We start from the raw sequence: 24,032 nt of genomic DNA, 5'->3' as shown, positions 1-24,032 counted from the left end.
GAAGTGCTCATCAATATTGGCGCGTCGGTTCGCCCCGGAGTCCGGCTAGGTGCTGCCCCAGTTGTCTCCAAACACCTGCGCTTGCCGCAGCACCAAGTCCACCGCCTCTTCCTGCAAGTCTGGCGGGTACTTGTACTTGCGCAAGACCCGCTTGACCATCAGTCGCAGTTTGGCCCGCACACTCTCACGCTCGGACCAGTCCACCGTCAGGTTCTGGCGCAGGTTCTCGGTCAGCTCATGGGCAATCTTCTTGAGGGTTTCGTCGGTCAGTTCTCTGACCGCTGATTCATTGGTGGCCAGGGCATCGTAAAAGCGCACCTCGTCCTCGGTCAGCCCCAGCAACTCGCCCCGGCTGGCGGCCTCGCGGAACTTCTTGGCCATCTCGACCAGTTCTTCCATGACCTGCGCGGTTTCAATGGAGCGGTTCTGGTAGCGCTTGATCACGTTGCCCAGCAGATCGGAGAACTTCTTTTCCTGCACCACGTTGCTGCCGAAGCGGCTCTTGATCTCGCCTTCGAGCAAGCGTTCCAGTAGTTCAACCGCCAGGTTCTTCTCGGGCAGGTTTTTCACCTGGGCCAGGAATTCATCGTCCAGCAGCCCAATGTTGGGTTTGTCCAGGCCCACGGCATCAAAGATGTCCACCACCTGGTCGGACACGACGGCGTTACTGATGATCTGGCGGATGGCTTCGTCGCGCTGTTCGTCGGTGCGCTTTTTAGCGGTGATGTCCCGCTTGGTCAGGATGACCTTCACAGCCTGCATGAAGGCGACTTCTTCCCGCACAGCCTTGGCTTCGTCCAGGGTGCAGCACAGGGAGAAGGCTTGGGTCAGTGCCAGCGTGGTATCAGCAAAGCGGCGTTTGCCATCCTTGCCACCTTCTTCCCGCAGGCCCAGGACGTGGTTGGCAGCTCGTGCCAGGGTCTGGTGCCCCCCAGTGAGGAAGTCGCTGTAATCGCAGCCATGCAGCATGGATTGCAGGACATCGAGCTTTTCCATGAGGACGCTATACGCCTCGCGGGCATCTACGGTGGGAGTGCCCCGGCCTTTGCTGGCGGTGTACTCCTTCATGGCGGCTTTGAGTTCGTTGCCAATGCCGATGTAGTCCACCACCAGGCCGCCTTGCTTGCCCTTGAAGACCCGGTTCACGCGGGCAATCGCCTGCATGAGGTTATGGCCCTTCATGGGCTTGTCCACGTACAGGGTGTGAACGCAGGGGGCATCGAAGCCGGTGAGCCACATGTCGCGCACGATCACCAGGCGGAGCGGGTCGGCGGGGTCTTTGAAGCGCTTTTCCAGTCGTTTTTTGACCTTGCCGTCGTAGATATGGGGGCGCAGCAGGGCTTTGTCGCTGGCGGAGCCGGTCATCACGATCTTGATTGCGCCTTTCTCGGGGTCTGGGTCGTGCCAGTCGGGCCGCAGCTTGATGATCTCGTTGTAGAGGTGAACGCAGATGTCGCGGCTCATGGCCACCACCATGGCTTTGCCGGATTGGGCGGTGCTGCGTTCTTCAAAGTGCGCCACCAGATCGGCGGCCACACTGGCAACGCGGGGTTCGGCGCCTACGATTTTTTCCAGGGCGGCCCATCGGCTTTTGAGTTTGGCCTGGGTACTTTCTTCCTCGTCCTCGGCCAGCTCGTCCACTTCGTCGTCAATGCTGGGCAGGTCTTCGTCGTTCAAGCGCAGCTTGGCCAGGCGCGACTCGTAGTAGATGGCCACGGTGGCGCCATCTTCCTTGGCCTGTTGCATGTCGTAGACGTGGATGTACTCACCAAACACCGCACGGGTGTCGTGGTCGGTGCTGCTGACCGGAGTGCCAGTAAAGCCTACGAATGTGGCGTTGGGCAAGGCATCGCGCAAGTGCTGGGCGTAGCCTGCCTGGTACTTCTCTTCGCCGGGCTTGCCTTTGAGTGTGGCCTTGAAGCCATATTGGGTGCGGTGGGCTTCGTCCGCGATCACCACGATATTGCTGCGCTCGGACAGCACCGGGAAGGTGTCTTCATCCTCCCCCGGCATGAACTTCTGGATGGTGGCAAAGATGATGCCACCGGAGGGGCGATTGCCCAGCTTGGCGCGTAAGTCCGGGCGGGTCAACGCTTTTGTCGGCTGCTCGCGCAACAGGTCTTGGGCCAGGCTGAACACGCCAAACAACTGTCCATCGAGGTCGTTGCGATCGGTGATGACCACGATGGTGGGGTTCTCCATCGCGGCTTCTTGCATCACACGGGCGGCAAAGCAGGTCATGGTGATGCTCTTGCCGCTGCCCTGGGTATGCCACACCACACCGCCCTTGCGGGAAGCTCCGGGCCGGGAGGCGGTCACCACTTCTTCGATGGCTGCACGCACAGCATGGAACTGGTGGTAGCCTGCAATCTTCTTGACGAGCTGACCGTCGTCCTCGAACAGGACAAAGTAACGGATGTAGTCCAGCAGGTACTGTGGGGTCAGCACACCACGCACCAGGGTTTGCAGTTCTTGAAACTGCCCCAGTGGGTCGAGGTTTACTCCATCAATCGTGCGCCAAGCCATAAAGCGCTCGGCGTTGGCAGACAGCGAACCCATCAGCGCGTCGGTGCCGTCCGAGATCACCAGCACCTCGTTGTACTGGAACACGTCCGGTATCTGCTCTTTGTACGTCTCGATCTGGTCGAAGGCCTTCCAGATGTTGGCGTTCTCGTCGGCGGGGTTCTTGATTTCCAGCAGCACCAGCGGCAAGCCGTTGAGGAACAGGATGATGTCGGGGCGGCGGGTTTTGTGGGGACCTTTGATGGTGAACTGGTTGACGGCCCACCATTCGTTCTTCTCGGGGTGTGCCCAGTCAATCAGTCGCACAAAGTCGCCGCGTGTTTCGCCGTCCTTCTGATACTGGACGGGGATACCACCCACCAGCATCTTGTGAAACGCGCGGTTGGCCGACAGCAGGGATGGGATGCCAAGATCCGTGACTTGCTTGATGGCATCTTCACGGGCAGCGGCTGGTACCCCGGGGTTCAGGCGGTTGATGGCCTCGCGCAGCCGAAAGGGCAGCAGCACCTGCCGGTAGTCCGCGCGCTCTGGCGTGGTGCCGTCAAAGGCAATGTCAGGCCCGTAGCGGTGGGTGTAGCCCACGTCTTGCAGCCAGGCCAGCGTTTCGCGTTCCAGTTGGTCTTCGGTCACGGCTCCCTCTCGCTTTTTTGTCCTGTGGCTACAGCTTCATCAGCTCGATGTAGCGCAGGTACCTGTTGCAGGCCCCCGCAGAAAGCCCCCCGATCATTCTTCGGCTTTCCGATAGGACTGCAACTCATGGGTTGGCGTACCAGGAAATGCGCGCCGAATGCGATGCTCCCTGACCAATGCGTCCAAATAGCCTTTGCGCAAACCGTCTGGATCCCGGTTTAAAAGCTCAGCCAATGCACTGAGCCGCACATACCGTCCTTCGCATACCGACAAGATTACCTCCACCATGGCTGGACGCTCCAACCGTGCCTTACCCCGGGGTAGGGCGGCTCGCCGCAACAGGTCGTCCTTCAATGTATCTGAAAGGGCGCTGAGATCATCCAAGACGGGCGCATCCAGCAAGGGCGACAGTAGACAACCGTGCTCATCCCTGGTTGCAGTGTGGGTGTTGACGCCCTCCGTAGTGCGAGGCGTGGCCTGCTCCGGCCGCACGGGCTGATCACTACCGGAGGTATCCTCCTTAGTACCGGAGCTTGCAGTGCTACTACCGGAGCTAGTGCCATTACTACCGAAGCTGAACGCTGCGGGAAATACCTGCTCCGGGGTAACGGGAGCCGCGCCCGGCAAGTAATAAACCTTGCCACGAGACTGGCCTTGGGAGAGCAACATCCCATCACGCTCCAACCGTGCCAGCGCCAAGCTGATGTCATGAGGATGCTGGGGGGAAATCTCGGTCATGCGCGCATGGTTGACCACACCTTCGATCACGGCCGTGGACAGAATCATTCTGTCGAGCGCCCCCACCTGATCGAACGATGCACCAAACCGCGCCCGCAGTGCGTCCAGCACCGCAGGTGGCAGCAAATCCAGCATGTGCAATTCCAGCAAGGTTTGCTCTGGCATGTCCTTTTCCCTCAGCAGCGGCTGACGCCAGTGGCAGCTTTGCCAGCCGCTGTAAATTTTGGGCATGCCCGAGCCCCCACGTTCACCCAGGCCAATGAGCAAGAACATTTGATGCAGGATGCGATTGCGGCAATCGCTCTCGCCACCCCGAATCACCTGCTCCACAGGCAGCCGAAGCAAACCAGGGTTGCGAAAGCCGAACATGTCTGGCCGCTTGACCACCAACACCGACACCCGGCCCGTGTAGTCCGCATGCACCAGGGTGTTGACCAACGCTTCACGCAAGGCGACGTGTACCGGCGTGTCGTCTTGCCTTTGGCCGTCTTTGAGCGAAAACGGAACTTTCAGGTCGGCCACCAGCTTTCGGTACACCCGGCGGTAAAACTCGAAAAGATTGCCCGTCCAGGTACCATCAGGTACCAATCGGTCAACCCAACGCAATTCGGTTTTGGCCTCTGGACGCTCTTGATAGTCCAGAAAATAGTGCGGCGCGGCCTCCTGGATGGCCGCCCAGGTGCCAAACATCAGTAGGCCCGCCAGCGTCATTCCCTCCTGGCCTGTCTGGCGGTCACGCCGCCAGCCGCGCAGGCTGGTCAAAAAGGTAAAGTCGTCTTGCTCCAGATAAGGGTGACCTGGCTTTTCGTCTTTGAGCATCTGGCGGTAGATGCGCAAGCTCTCGCCATCAATGTCCCCCATACCAAAGCCCGGCAGAATTCGGGCATCGCGCTCATCCTCCACCTGCTCGGCCAGCATACGCTTGACCGTCTCTTCATCACACGGCCGGTCTCCGTCGTTGAGCCGCTTGTACGTATGGCCGAACGGCTGGCCGTTGAGGAACACCGGCCTTTGCTTGCGCATGGCCTGCGGAATGCGCACCACCAAAATGCTCTTGTCCCCCAGCACCCACTCCTGCACATCGGCGTCGGTCAGCAGATTGGCGCTCACCTTGCCCGGGTTGTTCAGGTTGTTGAACAGGTCTGCCCGCACCTTCGCCGGGTTGGGAATGCCCGCAATGGAGAACACCCCATCCTTCTCCCGCACGCCCAGCAGCACCACGCCGCCGTGGGCGTTGGCCATGGCCGAGTAGGTGGGCCAGAAATCCTTGGGCACCTCGCCCTGGCCGTTCTGGCCTTGGGCCAGCTTGCACTCCAGCTCCACCGTTTCGCGCAGCAGGGCCAGGTCTTCGAGGGAGGTGGGTGAGAACATCACACGGGTCCTGGAGCAGATTCTTAAGCCAAATTGGACGCTAGCGCTTTATGGATAAGCGCAAGCAGCTATAAAAAGCAGAGCAATCATGCCTACAGGGCACCGCCCAGGGCGGCCTCGGTGCCGGCCTGGGCTTCGGGCAGGCGCAGCTGGCCGGAGATCAGGCGGGGGAGCAGGGTGTCGCGGAGGGTGGCGTAAGCGAGTTTGCGTTTAAACACGTAAACCCTTGATATGTATGAATTTTTCAAGCACCCCTCGCTGATAAAAGGTTTGCGTTTAAGCACTTTTCAGGCCCAGAACGGCAGATAGTGCGCGTAGTGCGTGGAGGTCGTGTCCGACTCGTCGGTCTTGATCAGCCCCGCCTCCTCCGGTTCGATCCGCGTTTCCATCACAGCCCCATCTCCCCCGCAACTCGGCGCACCCCGCCCACAAACTTGCCGTAGCTGTGTGATTGGTTGTGCTCTGGCTCACGCAGGTGCTGGGCCATGGCACGGGCGCCAGCTCCTTTTTGAAAGCGCGGCACCAAACGCTCCAGTTCCACCGACGGCTTTCGCCATGCATCGGGGTCTGCAAACTTTTTGCGATGTGCTGCGCTGTCGGCCTTGGGGTGGGCGAAGGCTGCGGCCACGGCTTGCAGATCGCCGAGATACCAGGCTTCCAGCTCCTGGCAGGCCAGCCGCACCAAGGTGTCGGGGCGGCCAGCGGCGCGGCACATGGACTGGAGCTTGTGCAGCACATCCCCGCAATCTGCCCCGTCGTTGTCGCGTACCACCACAAACCTATCCCCCGGAATCTGCCACGCACTGAGCTTGCGCGGAATGCTTCTGTCCAGGTCTGACTTGCCCTCGTGCGGCACACACAAAAAGTGTTGCCCAGCCACCCAACCGGGCATCAGGCGGGGCAGCAGCCCTTCCAGCAACAGCTTCATCGAGGGCTCTTCCAGCAAAAACACCAGCCGCCCCGCCATCAGTTCAAGCCCTCCAGCAGACCCTGTTTCCACAGCGCGCCCGGCAAATCACCCGCATCCACCAGCGCCTGCAAGTTGGCTGACTCCGCCGCGCGGCTGATCTGCGTGAAGCCCTGTACCTTGCGCAGGCAGTAAATCTCTTCCAGCTTCAGCGCATTCAAAAAGTCGGGAGAATGTGAAGAGATAAACACCTGCCCGCCGCGCTGGGCATAGCTGCGAAACTCTTCCGCCAACTCCGGCAGCAACTCGGGGTAGAGCTGATTCTCGGGCTCCTCTACTGCCAGCAGTGGGTAGGGCTGCGGGTCATTGAGCAGCACCAAATAGGCAAACATCTTGATGGTGCCGTCGGACACATGGCGTGCCACAAAAGGGTCTTTGAAGCTGCCATCCTGAAACCGGAGCACCAGCCGCCCATCCTCCGTCTGGCGGGGCTCCACCAGGGATACGCCGGGCACACGGGCCTTCATGGCCTCCAGAATGCGCGCAAAAGCATCCGGGTGGTGCTCAAACAGAAAGTTCGCCACCAGCGGCAGGTTGTCACCCCGGGTGGAGAGGTGTTCGGCAAAGCCATCCTCCTGGCTGGGCCGCGCCTCTGACACATGAAAGTCCGAGATGTGCCAGTTCTCAATCATCAGCCGCAGCGCGCTGGCCGCCTTGAAGCGGTCAAACTGCCCCAGGCCCTTCACCGCCAAAATATCGGGCGCGTCCAGCGCCTGCACCTCGCGGGTCAGGTCTTCGTCTTTTTTGGAGAAGTCTTCCTCATTGGTAATGGCATAGCCCTGGCCCAGCGCAAAGTCCAAAAAGTGAAACGGCTTGCCGTGCGGCCCGCGCTTGTAGCGCAGCACCTCGCGCGCCACCACGGCGCGGCCCATCATGTCGGGCTCGACGCGCAACTGGTAGGTCACCAGCCGCTCCTTGCCCGTGATCTCCAGCCGAAACTGCAGCGTCAGCTCAATCGGCTCGTGGGCAAAGCCCCGGCTCGCCAACTCCTTGAAGCCGCCGCGCTTGCTCACCGCCTTGCCCACGTTCATGGCCAGTGCGTCCTTGAGGAACGAGAACACATCAAACAACGTGGACTTGCCCGTGCCATTGGCACCTACCAGCACACACAAGCGCGGAATGGTGCTGAGCTTGGCGTGGCGAAACAGCCGGTAGTTCTTGATTTCGATGGACTCAATTTGCATACGCAGGCTCCAGGGTCAGGGACGCCGCCGCACGCGTGCGGCGCTGGCTGCATTGTGGGCCAGCCCCCCAAGCGGCACCGGCAGGCCGTGCGCAGAGCTGCCCCCAGCGGGCCAGGCCGACAAGACACTTGAAGTAAAAAACGGCTCTAGCGCTTATGGAGCAAGCGCAAGCAGCTATCAAAAACAAAGCATTCATACTTACAGCGCACCGCCCAGGGCGGCCTCGGTGGCGGCCTGGGCTTCGGGCAGGCGCAGCTGGCCGGAGATCAGGCGGGGGAGCAGGGTGTCGCGGAGGGAGGAGAGGGTTTGGGCTTGGAACAGGTTTGCTCGGATTCGAGCCATCAGCGCATCCACGGCTGCATCAAACGCTTGGATTACTGGAGCTTGGGGACAAGCGACATACACGCCTGAAAAGGTCTCTTGTGTGATGGTGTCAAAGACGGAGCCGTGTGCTCGCTGCTGCAACTGCTGTACCAAACGCGTTGCGCTGAAGTAGGTGAAGTAGGTATCGCCCGCCTTGCCTCGTAACCCGTAGCAAGATTGATTCATTGCCATAGACCGTCCGGAAAGAGCCAGCTTTCCAACAGTTCCGCGAGCTGAAATGATGGTTGTGCCAGCGGGCAGCAGTTTGGTGGATGACCCATGCAATCCCGCTTCCGTGATGTGCTTTTCTGTGTCGATCACAAATACGTCAGATGGCCCGGGCGCATCAACCACGGAGAACCAAGGAATGTCACCACCCCAAAAATCCGGATTGGAGGTTTTTGGAGTGCCGCCACCGATGATTTGGATAGTGTCGCGGAATGTCTGCAACAGCCACCCCCTCGGCACCTCCCCCAACTCCGACGCTTCAAACCCATCGGGAAACAGCGCTGCGGTGGCCTCGTCCATGCCTTCGGGCGTGCGGCTTTCCATCTTGGCGCGCACGGGGTCGAAATCGACGAACCAGGACTTGAACAGGGCCTGGGCGATGGCTTCGAGGGTGGCGTTGGTTTCGCGCAGGAGGGTGATGCGGTCGTCGAGGGCCTTCAAAACGGATGCCGCTTCAAGCTGAGCTGGTATCGGCGGTACTTTGATTGGAACCTTCCGAAGTTCACTTTGCTTGATGCCAAGCACAGTTGTACCGGTCGCTCTGGACTTCAACTGGTCTTGCACATCCTCGGATTGGAGGAGATAAAGCAGATAGGTGCTGTCCAGAAATCCTGCTTTCCCTCTTAGCGTCACCACACGTTGAGCAAGCGCGACTTTCTCCGGTCCGAGCTGCGCCACCTCACCAAGTGGCGCCTCCACAGTGAGAACTACATCACCGGCTTTGGGCAGTCCGCGTCGCATCCAAGCGTCGTAGTTATCGACGGCGATGAACTCGGTGGGCGTTTCTATTCGCCCAGACTTGATGATCTTTGCCGTGATCAACGGCACTCCTGAATCCGTTTTCTCAGGTGTCTTGCCGCGATAGTCAATCAGCGCATCTAAGCAGTCTTCAAGCGGTAAAACAGGCCACTCAGAACTCATACCCCAGCCCCCCCAACTTCGCCCGAATCACCGCATCCAGCTCCGCGCCCTTGGCCATTTGCTCGCCCAGCTTCTCGGTGAGCTTTTGCATCTTGTCGGCAAAGGCTTCTTCGTCGTCTTCCACCTCTTCCGCACCCACATAGCGGCCGGGGGTGAGCACATGGCCGTGCTGGGCGATTTCGGCCAGCGGCACGCTGCGGCAAAAGCCTTTCACGTCTTCATAGGTGACTGCGTCCGGCTCGCCGCGCCACGCGGCCACCACGGCTTCGATGCGGGCAATGGTGTCGTCGGTCAGCTCGGCCTGCACGCGGCTGATCATGCGGCCTTGCTTACGGGCGTCGATGAACAGCACTTCGCCTTTGCGCGTTTTCTGCTTGGCCAAAAACCACAGGCAGGCGGGGATTTGCGTGTTGAAGAACAACTGGCCGGGCAGGGCCACCATGATTTCGACCACATCGGCATCGACCATGGCGGCACGGATCACGCCTTCGTTGTTTTGGCTGGAACTCATGCTGCCGTTGGCCAGCACAATGCCGGCGCGACCCGTGGGCTTCAAGTGGTGCAGCATGTGCTGCAACCAGGCGTAGTTGGCGTTGCCGTGGGGTGGGTCGCCATACTCCCAGCGCGGGTCGCCTTCCAGGCTGCCGTGCCACCAGTCGCTGATATTGAAAGGCGGGTTGGCCAGGATGTAGTCGGCCCGCAGGTCGGGGTGCTGGTTGCGGGTGAAGGTGTCGGCAGGCTCGCGGCCCAGGTTGTAGTCAATGCCGCGAATGGCCAGGTTCATGGCGGCGAGGCGCCAGGTGGTAGGGTTGGCCTCTTGGCCGTAGATGCTCACGTCGCCCAGCTTGCCGCCGTGGGCTTCGATGAACTTCTCAGACTGCACAAACATGCCGCCTGAGCCGCAGCAGGGGTCGTACACCTTGCCTTCGTGGGGGCTGAGGATGGCCACCAGGGTTTTGACGATGCTGGCCGGGGTGTAGAACTGCCCACCCCGCTTGCCTTCGGCGCTGGCGAACATGCCCAGAAAGTATTCGTACACCTGGCCCAGTACGTCGCGGGCAATGGCTGCGTCTTCGCCAAAGCCAATGGTGGATACCAAATCCACCAGCTCGCCCAGCTTGCCGTCGGGCAATTGAGCACGGGCGTAGCGTTTGTCGAGGATGCCTTTGAGCTTGGGGTTCTCGGCCTCGATCAGGGTGAGGGCGTCGTCAATACGCTTACCAATGTCGGGTTGCTTGGCGGCATTGCGCAGCGCCTCCCACCGCGCACCTTCGGGCACCCAGAAGACGTTGACCTCTTTGTAATAGTCGCGGTCTTCCAGCTCGGCTTCAATGTCGGCGGGGTCGGCATCGCCGTAGAAGTATTCGTCGTCGGGGTTGGTGAGGCGGGCCGTCAGCTCGGCACGGCGGGCGGCAAAGGTGTCAGAGATGTATTTGACGAAGATGAGGCCGAGCACCAGATGCTTGTATTCGGCGGCGTCCATATTGGCGCGCAGCTTGTCGGCGGTGGCCCAGAGGGTTTTTTTGATGTCGTCGAGCATGGAGGCTGAGAGAATTTGGCCGCACAACCCGGCTCAAAAGAGCGGGTTGGACGCATAGAAATCACTCGTCCCATCTTACCGTCACGATCACAGATGGATACAGGTCCCTGCGCTCGGTCAACTGTCTTGAGGGCGCAGTGCTTCAAATTGGATGAATCGCCCCGGATTCCCTAGACACTCGTGAGCCGTTGGGAATGGCGTCGTTCGAACTCTCTCAACTTTGCATCAAATGGCTCCAACGCATCCTTGGGCACCTCCGGCTGCGACAGTCCCAACCACTCCCGGATCTTCTGCGGCGCCAGTTGACCTTCGTTGATGAGCTCGTTGACCATCCGAAGATAGATAGCCCGGTTTTCAGCGAGCAGGGTCTGCGCACGTTCGTACTGGGTCTGCAGACCTGCTTCAATTTCTGAATTGGTACCGGCCACATCCGTGTTGATAGCCGTCCATCTGAACCTCGATCAGGCGGTCATAGAACCCGAGTTTTTTGGACAGGCTGCGAATGAGCTGGGTCTTGCCCGTGCCGGTGAGCCCCCACAGGTTCACGATGACCGGCCGGTTGATGATGTCGGGCAGGACGTACCACGCACGTATTGTGTCGATCACGCGATCGATGATGTCATCAATCCCAAAGAGTTCGGTCTTGAGTTCTGCGGCGATGTGTCGTAGCTGAGCGCTGCGTTCGCTGATGTGCGCGCGCAATTGAATGTTCGTTGTGTTCATGGTGATAGAAATTTCTGTTTGGGTTCTGCACCGGTCACATCTCGCGCGACCGCCATGGAATGGAGATCGCTATCAACGCCAGAAGCGAAGCAGTTTCAGGAAGGCGACCAGATCGGCTTTAGCCGTCTTGGCCACTTCGTGCAGGAGCGCGATGCGCTCCTCGGGCCTGACCTTCAAGAGCAGACGCAGGAGTAACGTGAGGAGTAGCGCCACCGCAGCACCCGCTACAAAGAGCCAGGCTCCCATGGGATCCCAATCCCTGCGGAAGATGAGATACGCGTTGATGGCGCTCAACGCCAGGAGCGTCAGGTGAATGATCCAGTGCATCGTTGACTCCTTTCGTGGCCATGCCAGTGAGTCAGTTCATCCATAGCGTCTCGCGATACACCGCCCGCTGCATATCGACCGCCCGCCGGACATCCAGCCCCTTGTAGGAACCAAACCCCAAGATCCAGGCGAGATAACGTCCGACCTGGGGGTCGGCTTCACACAGTGCCTGCAGGGGCTTGCTCAGCACATCTGCTCTGACATGGCTGATCCGCTGGTACATGTCAGGCGTCGATACGTAGTGACGTCCAAACATGAGTTCGCGCAAGCAGAGGTACACGACCGCGCCCCGCAGTCAAGATGGGATCGCCGCGCGATTACGGGCGTCCTACAACCCTTAACTTAAGTCGGCCTACAGGCGAACAGTTGCCCCTCGGTCCCATGCCCCACGGCTGCATGGAATCCAAGTTCCATACCTAGGCAATTTTCTGACTTACGCTATGCGCCAAACCCAGGAAGGTCGAGATCAGAGGAGCTTGATGCCGCTCCTTTCTACAGATGAAGTGCACCTGTGTCGCCATGCTGGTGTCTGAAATAGTTAACTTAACAAGGCGAGGATCTGGCCTGTAGGCTGTTTCCGCCACGACGCCTAGGCCCAGCCCCTCCGCCACCGCCTCTCGAACGGACTCGCGGCTGCCCATCTCCAGAGCCACCTGCACCTCGACGCCTCGCTCCTTTAGTTCTTGTTCAAACACGCGTCTGGTCGTCGATCCTTCCTCTCGGATGACGAACCTCTGACCCTGCAGATCACGCAGTTTGAGAGTGGCCCGTTGCGCGAGTGAGTGTTGGGTGTTGCCGAATATCACCAATCGCTGGGTACGGTAAGCCGCGCCAAATAGATCTGGGTGAGCGACGTGATTGAGCACCATGCCCACGTCTCCCTGGTAGTCAAGAATCTTTTCGGTGATGGTTCGCGAGTCGCCTACGCCAACAGCCACGTTGACCTGGGGGAACTGTTTCATGAACAGCTTCAACGCGGGCAGCACGTTGTGCGGCCCGATGGCATGGATGACCAGTCGCCCTACGTATTGATTTTTCGCAGCAGCGAGCAGTGCGTGCGCATCTTCCTCGCCACTGAAGGTACGCCGGGTGTAGTTCAACAGAGTGCGTCCAAAGGACGTGAGTTCAAGCCGCCGCCCGCGCCGATGAAAAAGCTCCACGCCGAAGTCGACCTCCAGGCGCTGTATGTGTGAAGAAACAGTCGGTTGTTGAATAGCGAGCACTCTCGCGGCAGCGGTCATGCTGCCGGCTCGGGCCGTTGCGTCAAAGGCCTTCAAGGCTGCGAGGAGGCTGAGTCCAGACATTGATGTGATCTATGGGTGCCCTCATTTTTAGGGATGAAAGTTTCATATTCATGACACCTTGGTCACCCAGACTTGAGCTGTGCTTCCACTGAAGCTGTTTCTTCCAGAACCTCCTCTTTCCCGAGAGATACCTCTGACCACTTGAGTCCTGGTGTGCGTCTAGCGCACCACAACAAATGAAACCGAGCTATGAAAACTGCAATTCGCGAGAGCCATCTGAGCTTGCGGGGTATCACGGTGACCTATGCCGATGGTCACACAGCGCTTGCGCCCACCTCGCTAGAGGTACAGCATGGCGGGTTCCTTGTGCTGCTGGGCGCGTCGGGCGCGGGAAAGTCAACGCTGCTGCGCAGCATCAATGGCTTGGTTAGCCCCACAGACGGAGAGGTGTCGGTGGCCGATCTGCCGGGCGGCACCGTCTCAAAACGCAACCTTCTTGAGCATCGGCGCCACTGCGGCATGGTGTTCCAGCAGCACCACCTGATCGGGCGGCAAAGCGTGCTGGCCAATGTGTTGATGGGCAAGCTCGCCACCCGCGGATCTCTGGCGTCGTTGTGGCCTTGGAGCAAGGCTGACAAGCTGGAGGCGCTGGCGGCCATTGACCGCGTAGGCCTGCTTGAGAAAGCCCTAGCACGGGCAGACACCTTGTCTGGTGGGCAACAACAACGCATTGGCATTGCGCGTGCCTTGGTGCAAAAGCCCCGCCTGCTGCTGGCCGATGAGCCGGTGGCCAGCCTCGACCCGGCGACCGCGCAGAGTGTGTTGACCCTGCTTCACGACATCTGCAAGAAAGACCGACTCACGGCCATCGTGAGTCTGCATCAAGTCAACCTCGCGCGCATGTTCGCCGACCGCATTGTGGGCCTTCGCCAGGGCCAGGTGGTGTTCGACGGGACAGCAGCGCAGTTGACGGAAGAAGCCCAGTCTGCCCTGTACGCGAAGTCGTCACCTGTCGAACCGTCCCGTTCTTCCTCACCTGCCAACATGGGCAGTCAATTTGATTCCCCCTCTCAATCCAAGGAGTTTTTACCGTGCTGAATCGTCGCCGTTTCCAATTTATCGCTGCCGTCACTTTGGCCGCCCTGTTGCCACTTGGCGCCCATGCCGAGGGCAAAAATCCTTCCAAGCTTCGCGTTGCACTGTTGCCGGACGAAAACGCCGCCACCATCATTCAGAACGCACAGCCTCTGAAGCGGTACCTGGAACAGACCCTGAAGAAGGAAATAGAGATTACGGTGACTACGGACTACTCGTCGATGATTGAAGCCATGCGCTTTGGCCGCATCGAGGTGGCCTACTTTGGACCGTTCTCTTACGTACTGGCCAAGTCCAAGGCGCCCAACATTGAGCCTTTTGCCGTTGGCGTGGAGCGCGGCTCTCCGACCTACCAGTCGGTTCTCATTGCCACGGCGGGCGGCCCGGTGAAGACGCTGGCTGACGTTCGAGGAAAGCCGTTTGGCTTTGGCGACCAGGCTTCAACGTCCAGCCACCTCGCACCGCGCGCGCACCTGCTCAAGAACTACAAGCTTGACGGTGAGACCGACTACCGCCCCGTTTACCTGGGCACGCATGACGCCGTGGCCCGAGCCGTTCAGGCAGGGCAAATTCCGGCTGGCGCGTTGTCAAAACCCATTCTGGACAACCTCATCGCCAAGGGCACGGTGGATGCCAACAAGATCGTGCAACTCGAACTGTCAGCTCCCATTCCAAACTACCCCATCGCGATGCAGGGCAACCTCACGCCCGAGTTGAAAGCAGCCATCCGTGCAGCCTTTCTTGAGATGAAGGACGCCGAGATTCTCAAGTCATTCCGTGTGCAGGCCTTTGCCGCGACCGATGACAAGGCCTACGACGTTCTGCGTGACACCGCACAAATTCTGAAGCTTGATCTGGGGCGCATGCAGTGACGTCTGTTGCTCTGGAATCCATAGTTGCCATCGACGGACAGCAGCGACTCAAACGGCTGGGCGCCGCCTGTGTCGTTCTGTTCGTCTGTGTGGTGGCTTTGTATGTCACCGGCTTCTTTGACGCGCAGCGTTTCATCGAAGGCGGCCCAGCGATTCAGCAGTTGGCCTCAGAGATGGTGCCGCCGAATTTCGAGCGCTGGGAGCACTGGGTCATTCCATTGCGTGACACCTTAGCCATGTCGATCGCAGGCACGGCGCTGACCGTTCTGGCGTCGTTGCCGCTGGCCCTGGTGGCGGCGCCCAACACCGCGCCGAATGCGGTGGTTGGGCGAATCGTCAGAACCATCTTGGCTGCATTTCGGTCTGTGCCTGAAATCATCCTGGGCATTCTGTTCGTCGCGGCCGTGGGCTTTGGGGCATTGCCTGGTGTGCTGGCGTTGGCCCTGCATTCCACGGGCATGGTGGCCAAGTTCTACGCCGAAGCCATAGAGCACGTGGACCCGAAACCTCTGGAGGCCGCTAAGGCCGCGGGCGCAAGCCGGTTTCAGGTCATCACCCATGCTGTGTTACCGCAGGTTTTGCCCCAGTTGGCGGACATCACCATCTACCGATGGGAATATCACTTTCGCGCATCGGCAGTGATGGGCATCGTGGGTGCGGGCGGCATTGGCTTCGAACTCATGGCAGCTCTGCGCCTGATCAAGTACGACGAGGTCTCCGCCATTTTGCTGTCCATCCTCATATGCGTGCTCGTGGTCGACGGCATTGGGTCGGCGCTTCGCAAACATCTGAAATAGAAAGAGAGAGGAAGGTAATGATGCCGAAAATTGTGGTGACGCAGCCCATCCATGAAGCAGTTCTGGCGCGTCTTCGATCCGCCGGTGATGTAGTGATGAATCAAGGGCCTGAGCCCTGGAGCGAGGAAGAGCTTTACCTCCACCTGAAGGACGCCGACGCCATGATGGCGTTCATGCCTGACCGGGTAAACAGGCGAACTTTGTTGAACGCTCCACGGCTCAAGACCATCGCTTGCGCATTGAAAGGGTATGACAATTTTGACCTGATGGCCTGTGCACAAGCGGGGGTCAGCGTGAGCTTTGTGCCAGACCTTCTGACAGAGCCCACGGCAGAGCTGGCCATCGGTCTGGCCATTGCCGCTGCGCGTCACGTGCTCGCTGGTGACACCCGTATTCGCAGGGGCTACGCCGGCTGGCGTCCTCAGCTGTATGGAATAGGTCTGCACGGCTCGGTCGTGTCGGTCGTTGGCCTGGGCGCCGTGGGACGGGCCATCGTTGACCGCCTCTGCGGATTTGGGTGCGCTCAACTGCTGGGCGTGGACCCGCATGGTGATGACGAACGCCTGACCATGGTGAGCCTGGGTGAGGCCCTGTCGCAATCCGACTATGTCATTCTGGCCGTTCCGCTGCTGGACGTAACGCGTCACCTCGTCAATGACACCATGCTTGAAGGTGTTCGGCGGGGGCAGATCCTGGTCAACATTGGGCGAGGCTCGGTTGTGGACGAGGCTGCCGTGGCACGGGCGCTCAAGGACGAGCGCCTGGGTGCCTACGCCGCCGATGTGTACGAGATGGAAGACTGGCTGCTGGCAGACCGTCCACGCCAGATTCATCCGGAACTCTTGCAACACCCCTCCACGGTTTTCACACCCCACATTGGTTCGGCGGTGAAGAAGGTTCGCCGAGCCATCGAGTTGCAGGCTGCTGAAAATTTGCTCGTTGCGTTAAATGGTAATGAGCCGCTTGCACACTACGAGGCATCGCACCGAGCGGCTCATGTGGCAGCTTCGCACTGCTCGGTGCAGCCATGAGGTCACCACACCAGAGAATGCTTTTGGACGTTCTATGGTTCTGGCCGATCTAATTCTTTGAGAAGACCTTGGCTACGTGTTTCGGACCCGCGGGCCAACTGCGGATGCTCTTCGCAATGGTTCCGATAAGCCGTGCCGCCAAGTATCCGGGGTGGGATTCCCCCGGTTTCTCGGACGGTTTTCTGGGATCGTTGCCTACATCAACACCGACCGCAGCGGGTCGGGAGAACCAATTCATCCTTGGTGTGATCAGTTGCTCCTGCTACCTTGCCCGGCTCGCATCAATAGAGTGACCGGTCTGAGCAACAAAGCGGTCGCTTGAGACCCTGCTCGGCCAATGACCAGTTGCGCAACACGCGAACTTTCAGGCGTTAGGTTCGAGTGTCGGAGATCAGCCTAGAGCAGCCCTCGAGCCTCCAATGTCGGCTTGGCAGCGGCTAGTCTGACTCCGGGTCTGTGACGCACTCAAGCCCCGCAACGGTAGGTTCCATAAATGACTGCAGTCCCCGCTGACCCGATGCCCATCGCCTTGAACTGATCGAGCATCAAAACGCGTGTTGACATGATTAGGTCATTCGTCCTACGATATTAGGACAAATGACCTAAACCTATGGAGACTTGCATGCATGAGCTTTTTGCCCCCTTCGTGCTGAGCGACATGTTGCTCGGCAACCGGATCGTCATGGCGCCGATGACGCGCAACCGCGCAGAACCTGAGGGCGTCCCTTCCTCTCTCATGGCGATCCACTACGGACAGCGCGGTGACGCTGGGCTTGTGATCTCCGAATCTGCACCTGTGTCGGCTCAAGGGGTTGGCTATCCTGGAACGCCCGGGATTTACACCGACGAGCAGGCGCAAGGATGGCGCCCAGTCACCGACGCGGTCCATGCCAAAGGCGGGCACATCTTTGCACAGCTACAGCACTGCGGTCGTATCTCACACCCCAGTCTTCAGGTGAACGAGGAACTGCCCGTCGCCCCTTCTGCGATCAAGCCCGAGGGCCTGGCAGTCACCTATGGTGGGATGCAGCCGTTCGTGACCCCAAGAGAGCTGACTACTGGGGAAGTCCCTCAAGTGGTGGACCAGTTCAAGCAGGCCGCCGCAATGGCGAAAGCTGCCGGCTTCGACGGTGTCGAGGTCCACGCAGCGAATGGATACCTGATTGATCAGTTTCTGCGAGACGGGAGCAATCACCGAAGCGACCGGTATGGAGGATCGCCCGCCCGTCGGTTGGCGTTTCTGCTGGAGATCGTGGCTGCCGTCAGCGAGATCTGGCCGAAGGGGCGTATCGGTGTGCGTCTCAGTCCAGAAAACCGTTTCAACGACATGCACGACAGCGACGCGGCAGCGCATTTTGGGTACTACGCCCAAGAGCTTTCCAAATTGCACTTGGCATACCTTCACTTGCTTGAGGGCGACATGTCGGCCGCTGTCCCTGCGGTGGACTATCAAGAGTTGCGGCGCCGCTTTGGCGGTACCTACATTGCCAACAATGGATACAACAGAGCCCGAGCCATGGCAGCTATCGAGCAAGGCTCTGCCGATTTGATCGCCTTCGGCAAGCCGTTCATTTCCAACCCGGACCTGGTCACGCGGCTTCGTCATGATCTGCCTCTCGCAGCCTCCGATTCGACGACTTTCTATGGCGGAGACGCGCGTGGATACACAGACTATCCATCGGCAACTGAGCAATCGCTTTCAACAATGGCGACAGCATGAAATCCGAAGCCTCCAAACCCAGCACACGGCAGGAGATCGTCGAGAAAGCGGATCTCCTGTTCTACCAGCGCGGCTTTGAGAACACCTCGTTTGCCGACATTTCCGATGCAGTGGGTATCTCACGCGGCAACTTCTACTACCACTTCAAAACCAAGGACGACATCCTGAACGAAGTTATCGCTCACAGAGCGACAAAGACGCAAGGGATGTTGGACACCTGGGCGCTCAAGGGTCGCACGCCTGCCGAGAGGCTGAAGTGCTTTGCGCAGATGCTGATCGACAACCGCAAGGACATTCAGCGTTTTGGCTGTCCGGTGGGAACACTGTGCGCCGAACTAGCAAAGCTCGAACACCCGGCACAAGGCGAAGCGGGAATGATCTTTGGGCAGTTCCGACGCTGGCTGAAGCAGCAGTTTGTAGAGCTGGGCCGGGTCAAGGATGCCGATGAATTGGCCATGCACCTGTTGGCGCGAAGCCAAGGCATTGCTTCACTGGCAAATGCCTTCCATGACGAGGCTTTCATTCGCCATGAGGTCAAGCAGATCGAGGCCTGGGTGCTGGATACCGCAGGTCTAGGCGCACCGCGAAAGTAGATTCAGATTCCAACTTTGAAATCGGTACCAGTAGGAGAGAGTTCTTATGCACATTGTCTTGCTCAAATTCGGACCCAATCGTTCGCAAGCCGCGCAGTGGATGTCCGGACACAAGGAGTGGATTGAGAAAGGAATCAGCGATGGAGTGTTCCTGCTTGCCGGGTCTCTGGAGAATGCGCAAGGCGGTGCGCTGCTGGCAGTCAAGCTCAGCAAGATCGAGGTGACAGCCTTGGTGGAAGAAGACCCGTTTGTGAAGCATCAAGTCGTGGAGCCGGAGATCATCAGCATTGCGCCGTCGCGCATTGCTGAGGATTTAGCTGCGTTGATTGGCTGAGTTGCGGCAACGACGTCGCCGGACAGCAAGAACTGGCTCGGCTGGAGCACTTCAAGGCATTGCTAGCCTCGTGGTCAGATTGCGCCGGTGTATTCACCGCGCCCCGGATAGTCGTTCTTGATGACGAAGTCCAGCGACTGGATCATTTGATCAAAGCGGGGGCGTACGAATGGCATCGACTGGACGGAAAGGAAGTAGACGGGGTTGTCCGGCCTGATCAGGAACACGCCAGGCTCAGAAAAAATGGCTGATTCCTCAATGCCTATGGACGTTTTTCCACGACCCACTGAAAGGTGTGAGGCGGGAAGGAGAGTAGAAGACCGGCGATGGTTAGGCGCCTTCCTCTCCCTCCTCTCAAAAAATCAGACGATTCCCCCGTTTGCAAAAATAGTCTGGCCATGTACCCAGACGCAGTCCCGACTGCACAACGCTGCGATGACATCGGCGATATCAGCAGGCTCGCCAATACGCTTGAAAGGCGTGCGTTGGGCAAAGCCTGCAATCAGCTGGGTTGACTTTCCATCGGTGAACAATGGTGTGTTGACCACCCCCGGGGCTATCGCGTTGACCGCAATGTTTCGCCCTTCCAGTTCTTTGGCAAGGCAACTGACATACATGTCCTGGGCCATTTTTGTTGCGGCGTAAGGACCGTAGGTACCCGTTCGCAACTGCGTGATGCTGGAGGACAACGCAAGAATGCGGCCTCCATCGCGGACACGGCGCGCGGCTTCGCGCAGCGTGTTGAAGCCACCTTTGGCATTGACCGCAAACATGCGATCGAAATCCTCATCACGCATGTCCTTCATCGGTGCCAAGCGCATGATTCCGGCATTGGCTACGACGACATCTACCCCGCCAAAGCTGCTTTCAGCTGCATCGAAGAGATGTATTACTGCCCGGGGGTCGCTGACATCAGCCTGTACCGCGATGGCGCGTCCACCAGTTGACTCGATGTCCCGTACGACTGCAGCGGCAAGGTCTCTGTTCTTTTCGTAGTTCACAACGACCGCATGCCCGTCACGTGCCAGTCGCAATGCGGTGGCAGCGCCAATGCCGCGCGACGATCCCGTCACGATAGCGACGCGCCCAGTTGCAGGAAGGCGTGCTGACGTGGCTTGACTCTGGGCATTGGCCGTCCCCATAACGCCAGCGCCAAACGCGACTGGGACGGCAGCAAGGGCCGCAAGCATGCTGCGACGGCCATCAACTTCTGTACCGCGCTTTGCTCCGGCGGTCTGGGGAGGTAGCTCATTGAGGCTCATGGGAGATCCTTGTAAATTTGGAGGAATTTCGTTGTCTGGGAAGAGGCTTCATATCAATCCGCCATTGGCGTAAATGACCTGGCCGTTGATCCACGCTGCATTGGGTTGGCACAGCAGTGAGATCACATCGGCCAGGTCGTCTGGCGTGCCCAGCCGCTTGTGAGGAGTGCGCGCTGCCCACTGCGCGATCAACTCTGAAGTCTTGCCCGCTGTGAACAACGGCGTGTCCGTTGTGCCAGGCGCTACAGCATTGACGGCTATGCCGCGCCCTTCCAGCTCTTTGGCGAGGGCACTGATGTACATCCCTTGGGCCGCTTTACTGGCGGCGTATGGCCCGTAGGCGGGAGGTCCCATCTGGGTCACGCTCGAAGCGAGGGCGACGATTCGCCCCTCGTCCCGCACCTGACGTGCAGCTTCACGCAACGTGTTGAACCCGCCTTTGACATTGACAGCCATGAGACGGTCAAAATCATCGTCCTTCATGTCCGTGAATCGGCCTAAGCGCTGTATACCGGCATTGGCTACCACGGCATCCACGCCGCCAAAGGCTTCAGCGCACGACGCGAATAGCTTGCGGACCGCTTTCGGGTCGCTGACGTCAGCTTGCACCCAGATGGCGCGGCCACCGGCAGCCTCAATATCATTCACTACGGCACCGGCCAAATCAGTGCGCACCACGCAGTTCACGGCAACTGCGTATCCATCGCGAGCAAGTCGGCGCGCTGTGGCAGCACCAATGCCGCGTGAGGACCCAGTGACGATGGCTGCTTTGACTGCGGGAAGTGGCTTTGCGGTCATGGAACACCAACCTCAGGCGTTCGTGCGAACCGAGTCGCTGCTCTGAGAGTCCGCAGAAACGCGTGCGGTCCGTGATTCTTCCGTGTGGCGTTCGCCAGGCGCAGCAAGTTCACCTTTGCGCCGGGCCTCCAGTACCTCGGCACGTACAGCCTCACGCAACCGATGGCTGGTAGGCGCAGCAGTCTCCAAAACAAAGCTGGCCTTGTTGGCGCCGATTCAAAATTGAGCCACCGTGCCGATTGAATTTTGAGCCAGGGCTAATGGCCAACCTGTGAAGGTCGGCTGTGGATAAGTGTAGTGCCTTGGGTCGGTTTTGGTCTCCTTGGTGATCGAGCTCGGTGGTCGTCCGTTGAGGGTAAGCCGCGCAGGGCGAAGCCCGTAGCGGCTTGCCCTTGAGCCGCTCAGAACGGCTCAGCCTTCTTGGCCTGTTCGCGTGCCTTGATGCGTTTCTTGGCCACGGCTGTGCTGTGCATGAACCTGTGGGACTCGTTGCCCGTCTCGACGATGTGGCAGTGGTGCGTGAGTCGATCCAGCAGTGCCGTGGTCATCTTGGCATCGCCGAACACGCTGGACCATTCCTTGAAGTCCAGGTTGGTGGTGATCATCACGCTGGTCTGCTCGTAGAGCTTGCTCAGCAGGTGGAACAGCAAGGCGCCGCCTGCCTGGCTGAAGGGCAGGTAGCCCAGCTCATCAAGGATGACCAGGTCCATGCGCTGCAAGCTCGCTGCGATGCGGCCTGCCTTGCCTTGGGCCTTCTCCTGCTCCAGTGCGTTGACCAGGTCCACCGTGGAGTAAAACCGCACGCGTGAGCCATGGCGCGTGATGCCCGCCACGCCGATGGCCGTGGCCAGATGCGTCTTGCCCGTGCCGGGGCCACCCACCAGCACCACGTTGTGCGCCTGCTCGGTGAACGCCATGCTGGCCAACTGCTCGATGAGCTTTTTGTCCACGGGCGAGCATTCGAAGTCGAAGCCCGCCAGGTCGCGGTGCACGGGGAACTTCGCCGTGTGCATCTGGTAGCTCACTGAGCGCATGGCTCTGTCCGTGACTTCCGCTTGCAGCAGGTGCTCCAGCAGCCAGCGCGAGCTCTCCAGCGTGGCGTGGCCGCCTTGCTTGACCAGGTCCTCCCAGGCCCCGGCCATGCCGTACAGGCGCAGCTCTTTGAACTCCTTGTCCAGCTCACGCATGATCGGCCTCCTGCATGTCGCTGCCAGCGCGCAGGCTGTCATAGCGCGCCGTGTCGGCCAGGGGTGTCTGGCTCACTTGCAGGTTGGTCGCAACCGTCTCGGGCAGGGGCTGCGCTTGCAGGCGGCCGAGCACGTTGATGACGTGCTCGGTGCTCACCCGCCCCGATGGCGGCGCACTCTCCAGGGCCAACTCCACCGCCACCAGCACGGCGTCCAGCCCTTGCTTGGGCACCTCGGCCAGTACCTGCGCCATCACCCTGTCGCCCCCCTCCTGGTGCAGCAAGCCTTTGCGCATGCGCTGCAATGGCTCGGGCAGGTCTGCAAAGGGCGCGCCGTTGCGCAGCGCGCCCGGCTTGCGCTCGATCAGCGGCACGTAATGCTGCCAGTCGTAGCGGGTCTGGTTGCGATCGCTCAGGCGCTCGTGCGTGGCCACCATAGCATCGCCGGCCACCACCACGATCTGCGCCGGGTACAGGTGTGTGCTGACCATTTGCCCCGCCCATTCGCAGGGCACCGAGTAGCGGTTGCGCGCCACCGTCACCAGGCAGGTGCTGCTCACCTTGGCCGGGTTCTCAACATAGCCATCAAAGGCCACCGGCATCGGCATCAGGTGGCTTTGCTCCAGCTCCAGCATCTCGGCGATGCTGAACGCTTTGTGCTGCGGGTGGCGCAGCTCTCGCCACAGAGCCCGGCAGCGCTCGCCCAGCCACGCATTGAGCTCGGTAAAGCTGCCAAAGCGCCGTTGCCCCGCCTCCACCCAGATGCGACGGCGGCTGTCTTGCACATCCTTCTCCACGCGCCCCTTCTCCCAGCCGCTGGCACGGTTGCAAAAATCAGGGTCGAACAGATAGTGCGCGCACATGGCTGCAAAGCGCGCATTGACCACGCGGCCTTTGCCCTTCTTGACTTTGTCGACCGCCGTCTTCATGTTGTCGTAGATGCCACGGCGTGCCACGCCACCCAGCGCTGCAAAGCTGCGGGTGTGCGCATCGAACAGCATCTCGTGGCCTTGGCTGGGGTAGGCCACCAGCCAGAAGGCCCCACTGGCACACAGCTTCATGTGCGAGACCTGCATGCGGTAGTACACCCCGCCCACCAGCAAGCCGTCTTCGCTCCAGTCGAACTGGAAGGCCTCGCCAAGCTCGAAAGTCAATGGCACGAAGGCCTTGCAGGCCGCCTGTTGGCCTTCACCTTGGCGCCACTTGCGGATGAAGTCCGTCACCCGCGTGTAGCCACCTTCGTAGCCCGCTGCCTTGATCTGCGTGAACAAGGCCTTGGCCGTGCGCCGCTCCTTCTTGGGCCGCTTGGCATCGGCCTTCAAGGCTTGCTTGAGCTCCGCCTCGTGCGCCGACAGCTTGGTCGCCTTCGCCGCCTCCCGGCGGTACTTGGGCTCGACCGGCTGCGCCTCGTCCAGCCACTTGGCCACCGTGTTGCGCGACAGGCCCGTGGCCCTCGATATCTCCCGCTTCGTCTTCTTGTCCCGGCGGTGCATCCGCCGTATCTTGCCAATCATGTCCATGGTGATCACCCTCTTCATTCCCTTGCTGCACAAAACAGCAGGGTAGGTAAAACACCTGGCTCAGT

General features: G+C 59.9%; 22 protein-coding genes and 1 pseudogene. 7 read left to right on the top strand and 16 right to left on the bottom strand.

Annotated features, from left to right (window positions below; translation table 11 throughout):
• Positions 1–45 precede the first annotated feature (45 nt).
• From ACQ4MJ_RS24315 to ACQ4MJ_RS24260, 12 genes and pseudogenes are all read right to left on the bottom strand, one after another.
• Entirely contained in the window at positions 46–3,153 is a 3,108-nt protein-coding gene (locus tag ACQ4MJ_RS24315) for a type I restriction endonuclease subunit R (RefSeq protein ID WP_348707513.1), read from the bottom strand.
• 93 nt (positions 3,154–3,246) lie between these two features.
• A complete protein-coding gene (locus ACQ4MJ_RS24310) occupies positions 3,247–5,262 on the bottom strand; it encodes an RNA-binding domain-containing protein (protein WP_348707515.1) in 2,016 nt (671 codons plus the stop codon).
• A 92-nt stretch (positions 5,263–5,354) separates the two neighbouring features.
• Entirely contained in the window at positions 5,355–5,480 is a 126-nt protein-coding gene (locus ACQ4MJ_RS24305) for a hypothetical protein (RefSeq protein WP_348707517.1), read from the bottom strand.
• Positions 5,481–5,650: 170 nt separating this feature from the next.
• Positions 5,651–6,190 (bottom strand): DUF4276 family protein, encoded by a 540-nt coding sequence (locus tag ACQ4MJ_RS24300; RefSeq protein WP_348707519.1) that lies wholly within the window; start codon positions 6,188–6,190, stop codon positions 5,651–5,653.
• A 38-nt stretch (positions 6,191–6,228) separates the two neighbouring features.
• Entirely contained in the window at positions 6,229–7,413 is a 1,185-nt protein-coding gene (locus ACQ4MJ_RS24295) for an AAA family ATPase (protein ID WP_348707521.1), read from the bottom strand.
• 198 nt (positions 7,414–7,611) lie between these two features.
• Positions 7,612–8,925 carry a restriction endonuclease subunit S gene (locus ACQ4MJ_RS24290; protein ID WP_348707523.1) on the bottom strand — a complete coding sequence of 438 codons (1,314 nt, stop codon included), beginning with the start codon at positions 8,923–8,925 and terminating at the stop codon, positions 7,612–7,614.
• Positions 8,915–10,465 (bottom strand): type I restriction-modification system subunit M, encoded by a 1,551-nt coding sequence (locus tag ACQ4MJ_RS24285; protein ID WP_431150975.1) that lies wholly within the window; start codon positions 10,463–10,465, stop codon positions 8,915–8,917. The genes ACQ4MJ_RS24290 and ACQ4MJ_RS24285 overlap by 11 nt, the downstream gene beginning before the upstream one ends.
• A gap of 170 nt (positions 10,466–10,635) precedes the next feature.
• Positions 10,636–10,893 carry a hypothetical protein gene (locus ACQ4MJ_RS24280; RefSeq protein ID WP_431150976.1) on the bottom strand — a complete coding sequence of 86 codons (258 nt, stop codon included), beginning with the start codon at positions 10,891–10,893 and terminating at the stop codon, positions 10,636–10,638.
• Positions 10,889–11,188, bottom strand: a pseudogene (locus ACQ4MJ_RS24275) (peptidase M41); the annotation flags it as partial. The pseudogene ACQ4MJ_RS24275 and the gene ACQ4MJ_RS24280, both read right to left, overlap by 5 nt.
• A gap of 72 nt (positions 11,189–11,260) precedes the next feature.
• Complete coding sequence (locus ACQ4MJ_RS24270; protein ID WP_431150978.1) at positions 11,261–11,515, bottom strand: hypothetical protein; 255 nt, start codon at positions 11,513–11,515, stop codon at positions 11,261–11,263.
• Between the two features lie 31 nt (positions 11,516–11,546).
• Positions 11,547–11,738, bottom strand: coding sequence for a hypothetical protein (locus ACQ4MJ_RS24265; protein ID WP_431150979.1), 192 nt, complete (start codon positions 11,736–11,738; stop codon positions 11,547–11,549).
• 193 nt (positions 11,739–11,931) lie between these two features.
• A complete protein-coding gene (locus ACQ4MJ_RS24260) occupies positions 11,932–12,819 on the bottom strand; it encodes a LysR substrate-binding domain-containing protein (protein WP_008903162.1) in 888 nt (295 codons plus the stop codon).
• A gap of 189 nt (positions 12,820–13,008) precedes the next feature.
• Here ACQ4MJ_RS24260 and phnC point away from each other — a divergent pair, with 189 nt between their 5' ends.
• From phnC to ACQ4MJ_RS24225, 7 genes are all read left to right on the top strand, one after another.
• A complete protein-coding gene (gene phnC, locus ACQ4MJ_RS24255) occupies positions 13,009–13,857 on the top strand; it encodes a phosphonate ABC transporter ATP-binding protein (RefSeq protein WP_008903163.1) in 849 nt (282 codons plus the stop codon).
• Entirely contained in the window at positions 13,851–14,726 is an 876-nt protein-coding gene (phnD, locus tag ACQ4MJ_RS24250; RefSeq protein WP_008903164.1) for a phosphate/phosphite/phosphonate ABC transporter substrate-binding protein, read from the top strand. The genes phnC and phnD overlap by 7 nt, the downstream gene beginning before the upstream one ends.
• Positions 14,723–15,523 carry a phosphonate ABC transporter, permease protein PhnE gene (gene phnE, locus ACQ4MJ_RS24245; protein ID WP_008903165.1) on the top strand — a complete coding sequence of 267 codons (801 nt, stop codon included), beginning with the start codon at positions 14,723–14,725 and terminating at the stop codon, positions 15,521–15,523. Before phnD ends, phnE begins: the two co-directional genes overlap by 4 nt.
• A gap of 20 nt (positions 15,524–15,543) precedes the next feature.
• On the top strand, positions 15,544–16,554 hold the full coding sequence (locus tag ACQ4MJ_RS24240) for a phosphonate dehydrogenase (protein ID WP_237707184.1): 1,011 nt from the start codon (positions 15,544–15,546) through the stop codon (positions 16,552–16,554).
• Between the two features lie 622 nt (positions 16,555–17,176).
• On the top strand, positions 17,177–18,274 hold the full coding sequence (locus ACQ4MJ_RS24235) for an alkene reductase (RefSeq protein WP_431150982.1): 1,098 nt from the start codon (positions 17,177–17,179) through the stop codon (positions 18,272–18,274).
• The gene (locus ACQ4MJ_RS24230) at positions 18,271–18,867 is read left to right on the top strand and encodes a TetR/AcrR family transcriptional regulator (protein WP_431150983.1); all 597 of its coding nucleotides are present in this window, start codon (positions 18,271–18,273) and stop codon (positions 18,865–18,867) included. The genes ACQ4MJ_RS24235 and ACQ4MJ_RS24230 overlap by 4 nt, the downstream gene beginning before the upstream one ends.
• 46 nt (positions 18,868–18,913) lie before the next feature.
• Positions 18,914–19,201, top strand: coding sequence for a YciI family protein (locus tag ACQ4MJ_RS24225; RefSeq protein WP_431150985.1), 288 nt, complete (start codon positions 18,914–18,916; stop codon positions 19,199–19,201).
• 362 nt (positions 19,202–19,563) lie between these two features.
• Here the strand turns inward: ACQ4MJ_RS24225 and ACQ4MJ_RS24220 are convergent, their stop codons facing one another.
• The 4 genes from ACQ4MJ_RS24220 to istA all read right to left on the bottom strand — a co-directional run bounded on the left by ACQ4MJ_RS24220 (position 19,564) and on the right by istA (position 23,967).
• Positions 19,564–20,343 carry an SDR family oxidoreductase gene (locus tag ACQ4MJ_RS24220; RefSeq protein ID WP_409832991.1) on the bottom strand — a complete coding sequence of 260 codons (780 nt, stop codon included), beginning with the start codon at positions 20,341–20,343 and terminating at the stop codon, positions 19,564–19,566.
• 168 nt (positions 20,344–20,511) lie between these two features.
• Positions 20,512–21,261: an SDR family oxidoreductase gene (locus ACQ4MJ_RS24215; protein WP_409832778.1), complete on the bottom strand. Its 750-nt coding sequence runs from the start codon at positions 21,259–21,261 to the stop codon at positions 20,512–20,514.
• A gap of 401 nt (positions 21,262–21,662) precedes the next feature.
• Entirely contained in the window at positions 21,663–22,448 is a 786-nt protein-coding gene (istB, locus tag ACQ4MJ_RS24210) for an IS21-like element helper ATPase IstB (protein ID WP_024815605.1), read from the bottom strand.
• Positions 22,441–23,967, bottom strand: a complete 1,527-nt coding sequence (istA, locus tag ACQ4MJ_RS24205) for an IS21 family transposase (protein WP_056637686.1) — start codon at positions 23,965–23,967, stop codon at positions 22,441–22,443. The genes istB and istA overlap by 8 nt, the downstream gene beginning before the upstream one ends.
• Positions 23,968–24,032 lie beyond the last annotated feature (65 nt).

The sequence above is a fragment of the Acidovorax facilis genome (assembly GCF_050626955.1).
Classification (GTDB): domain Bacteria; phylum Pseudomonadota; class Gammaproteobacteria; order Burkholderiales; family Burkholderiaceae_C; genus Acidovorax; species Acidovorax facilis.
This window is presented reverse-complemented; position numbering and strand designations above follow the sequence as displayed.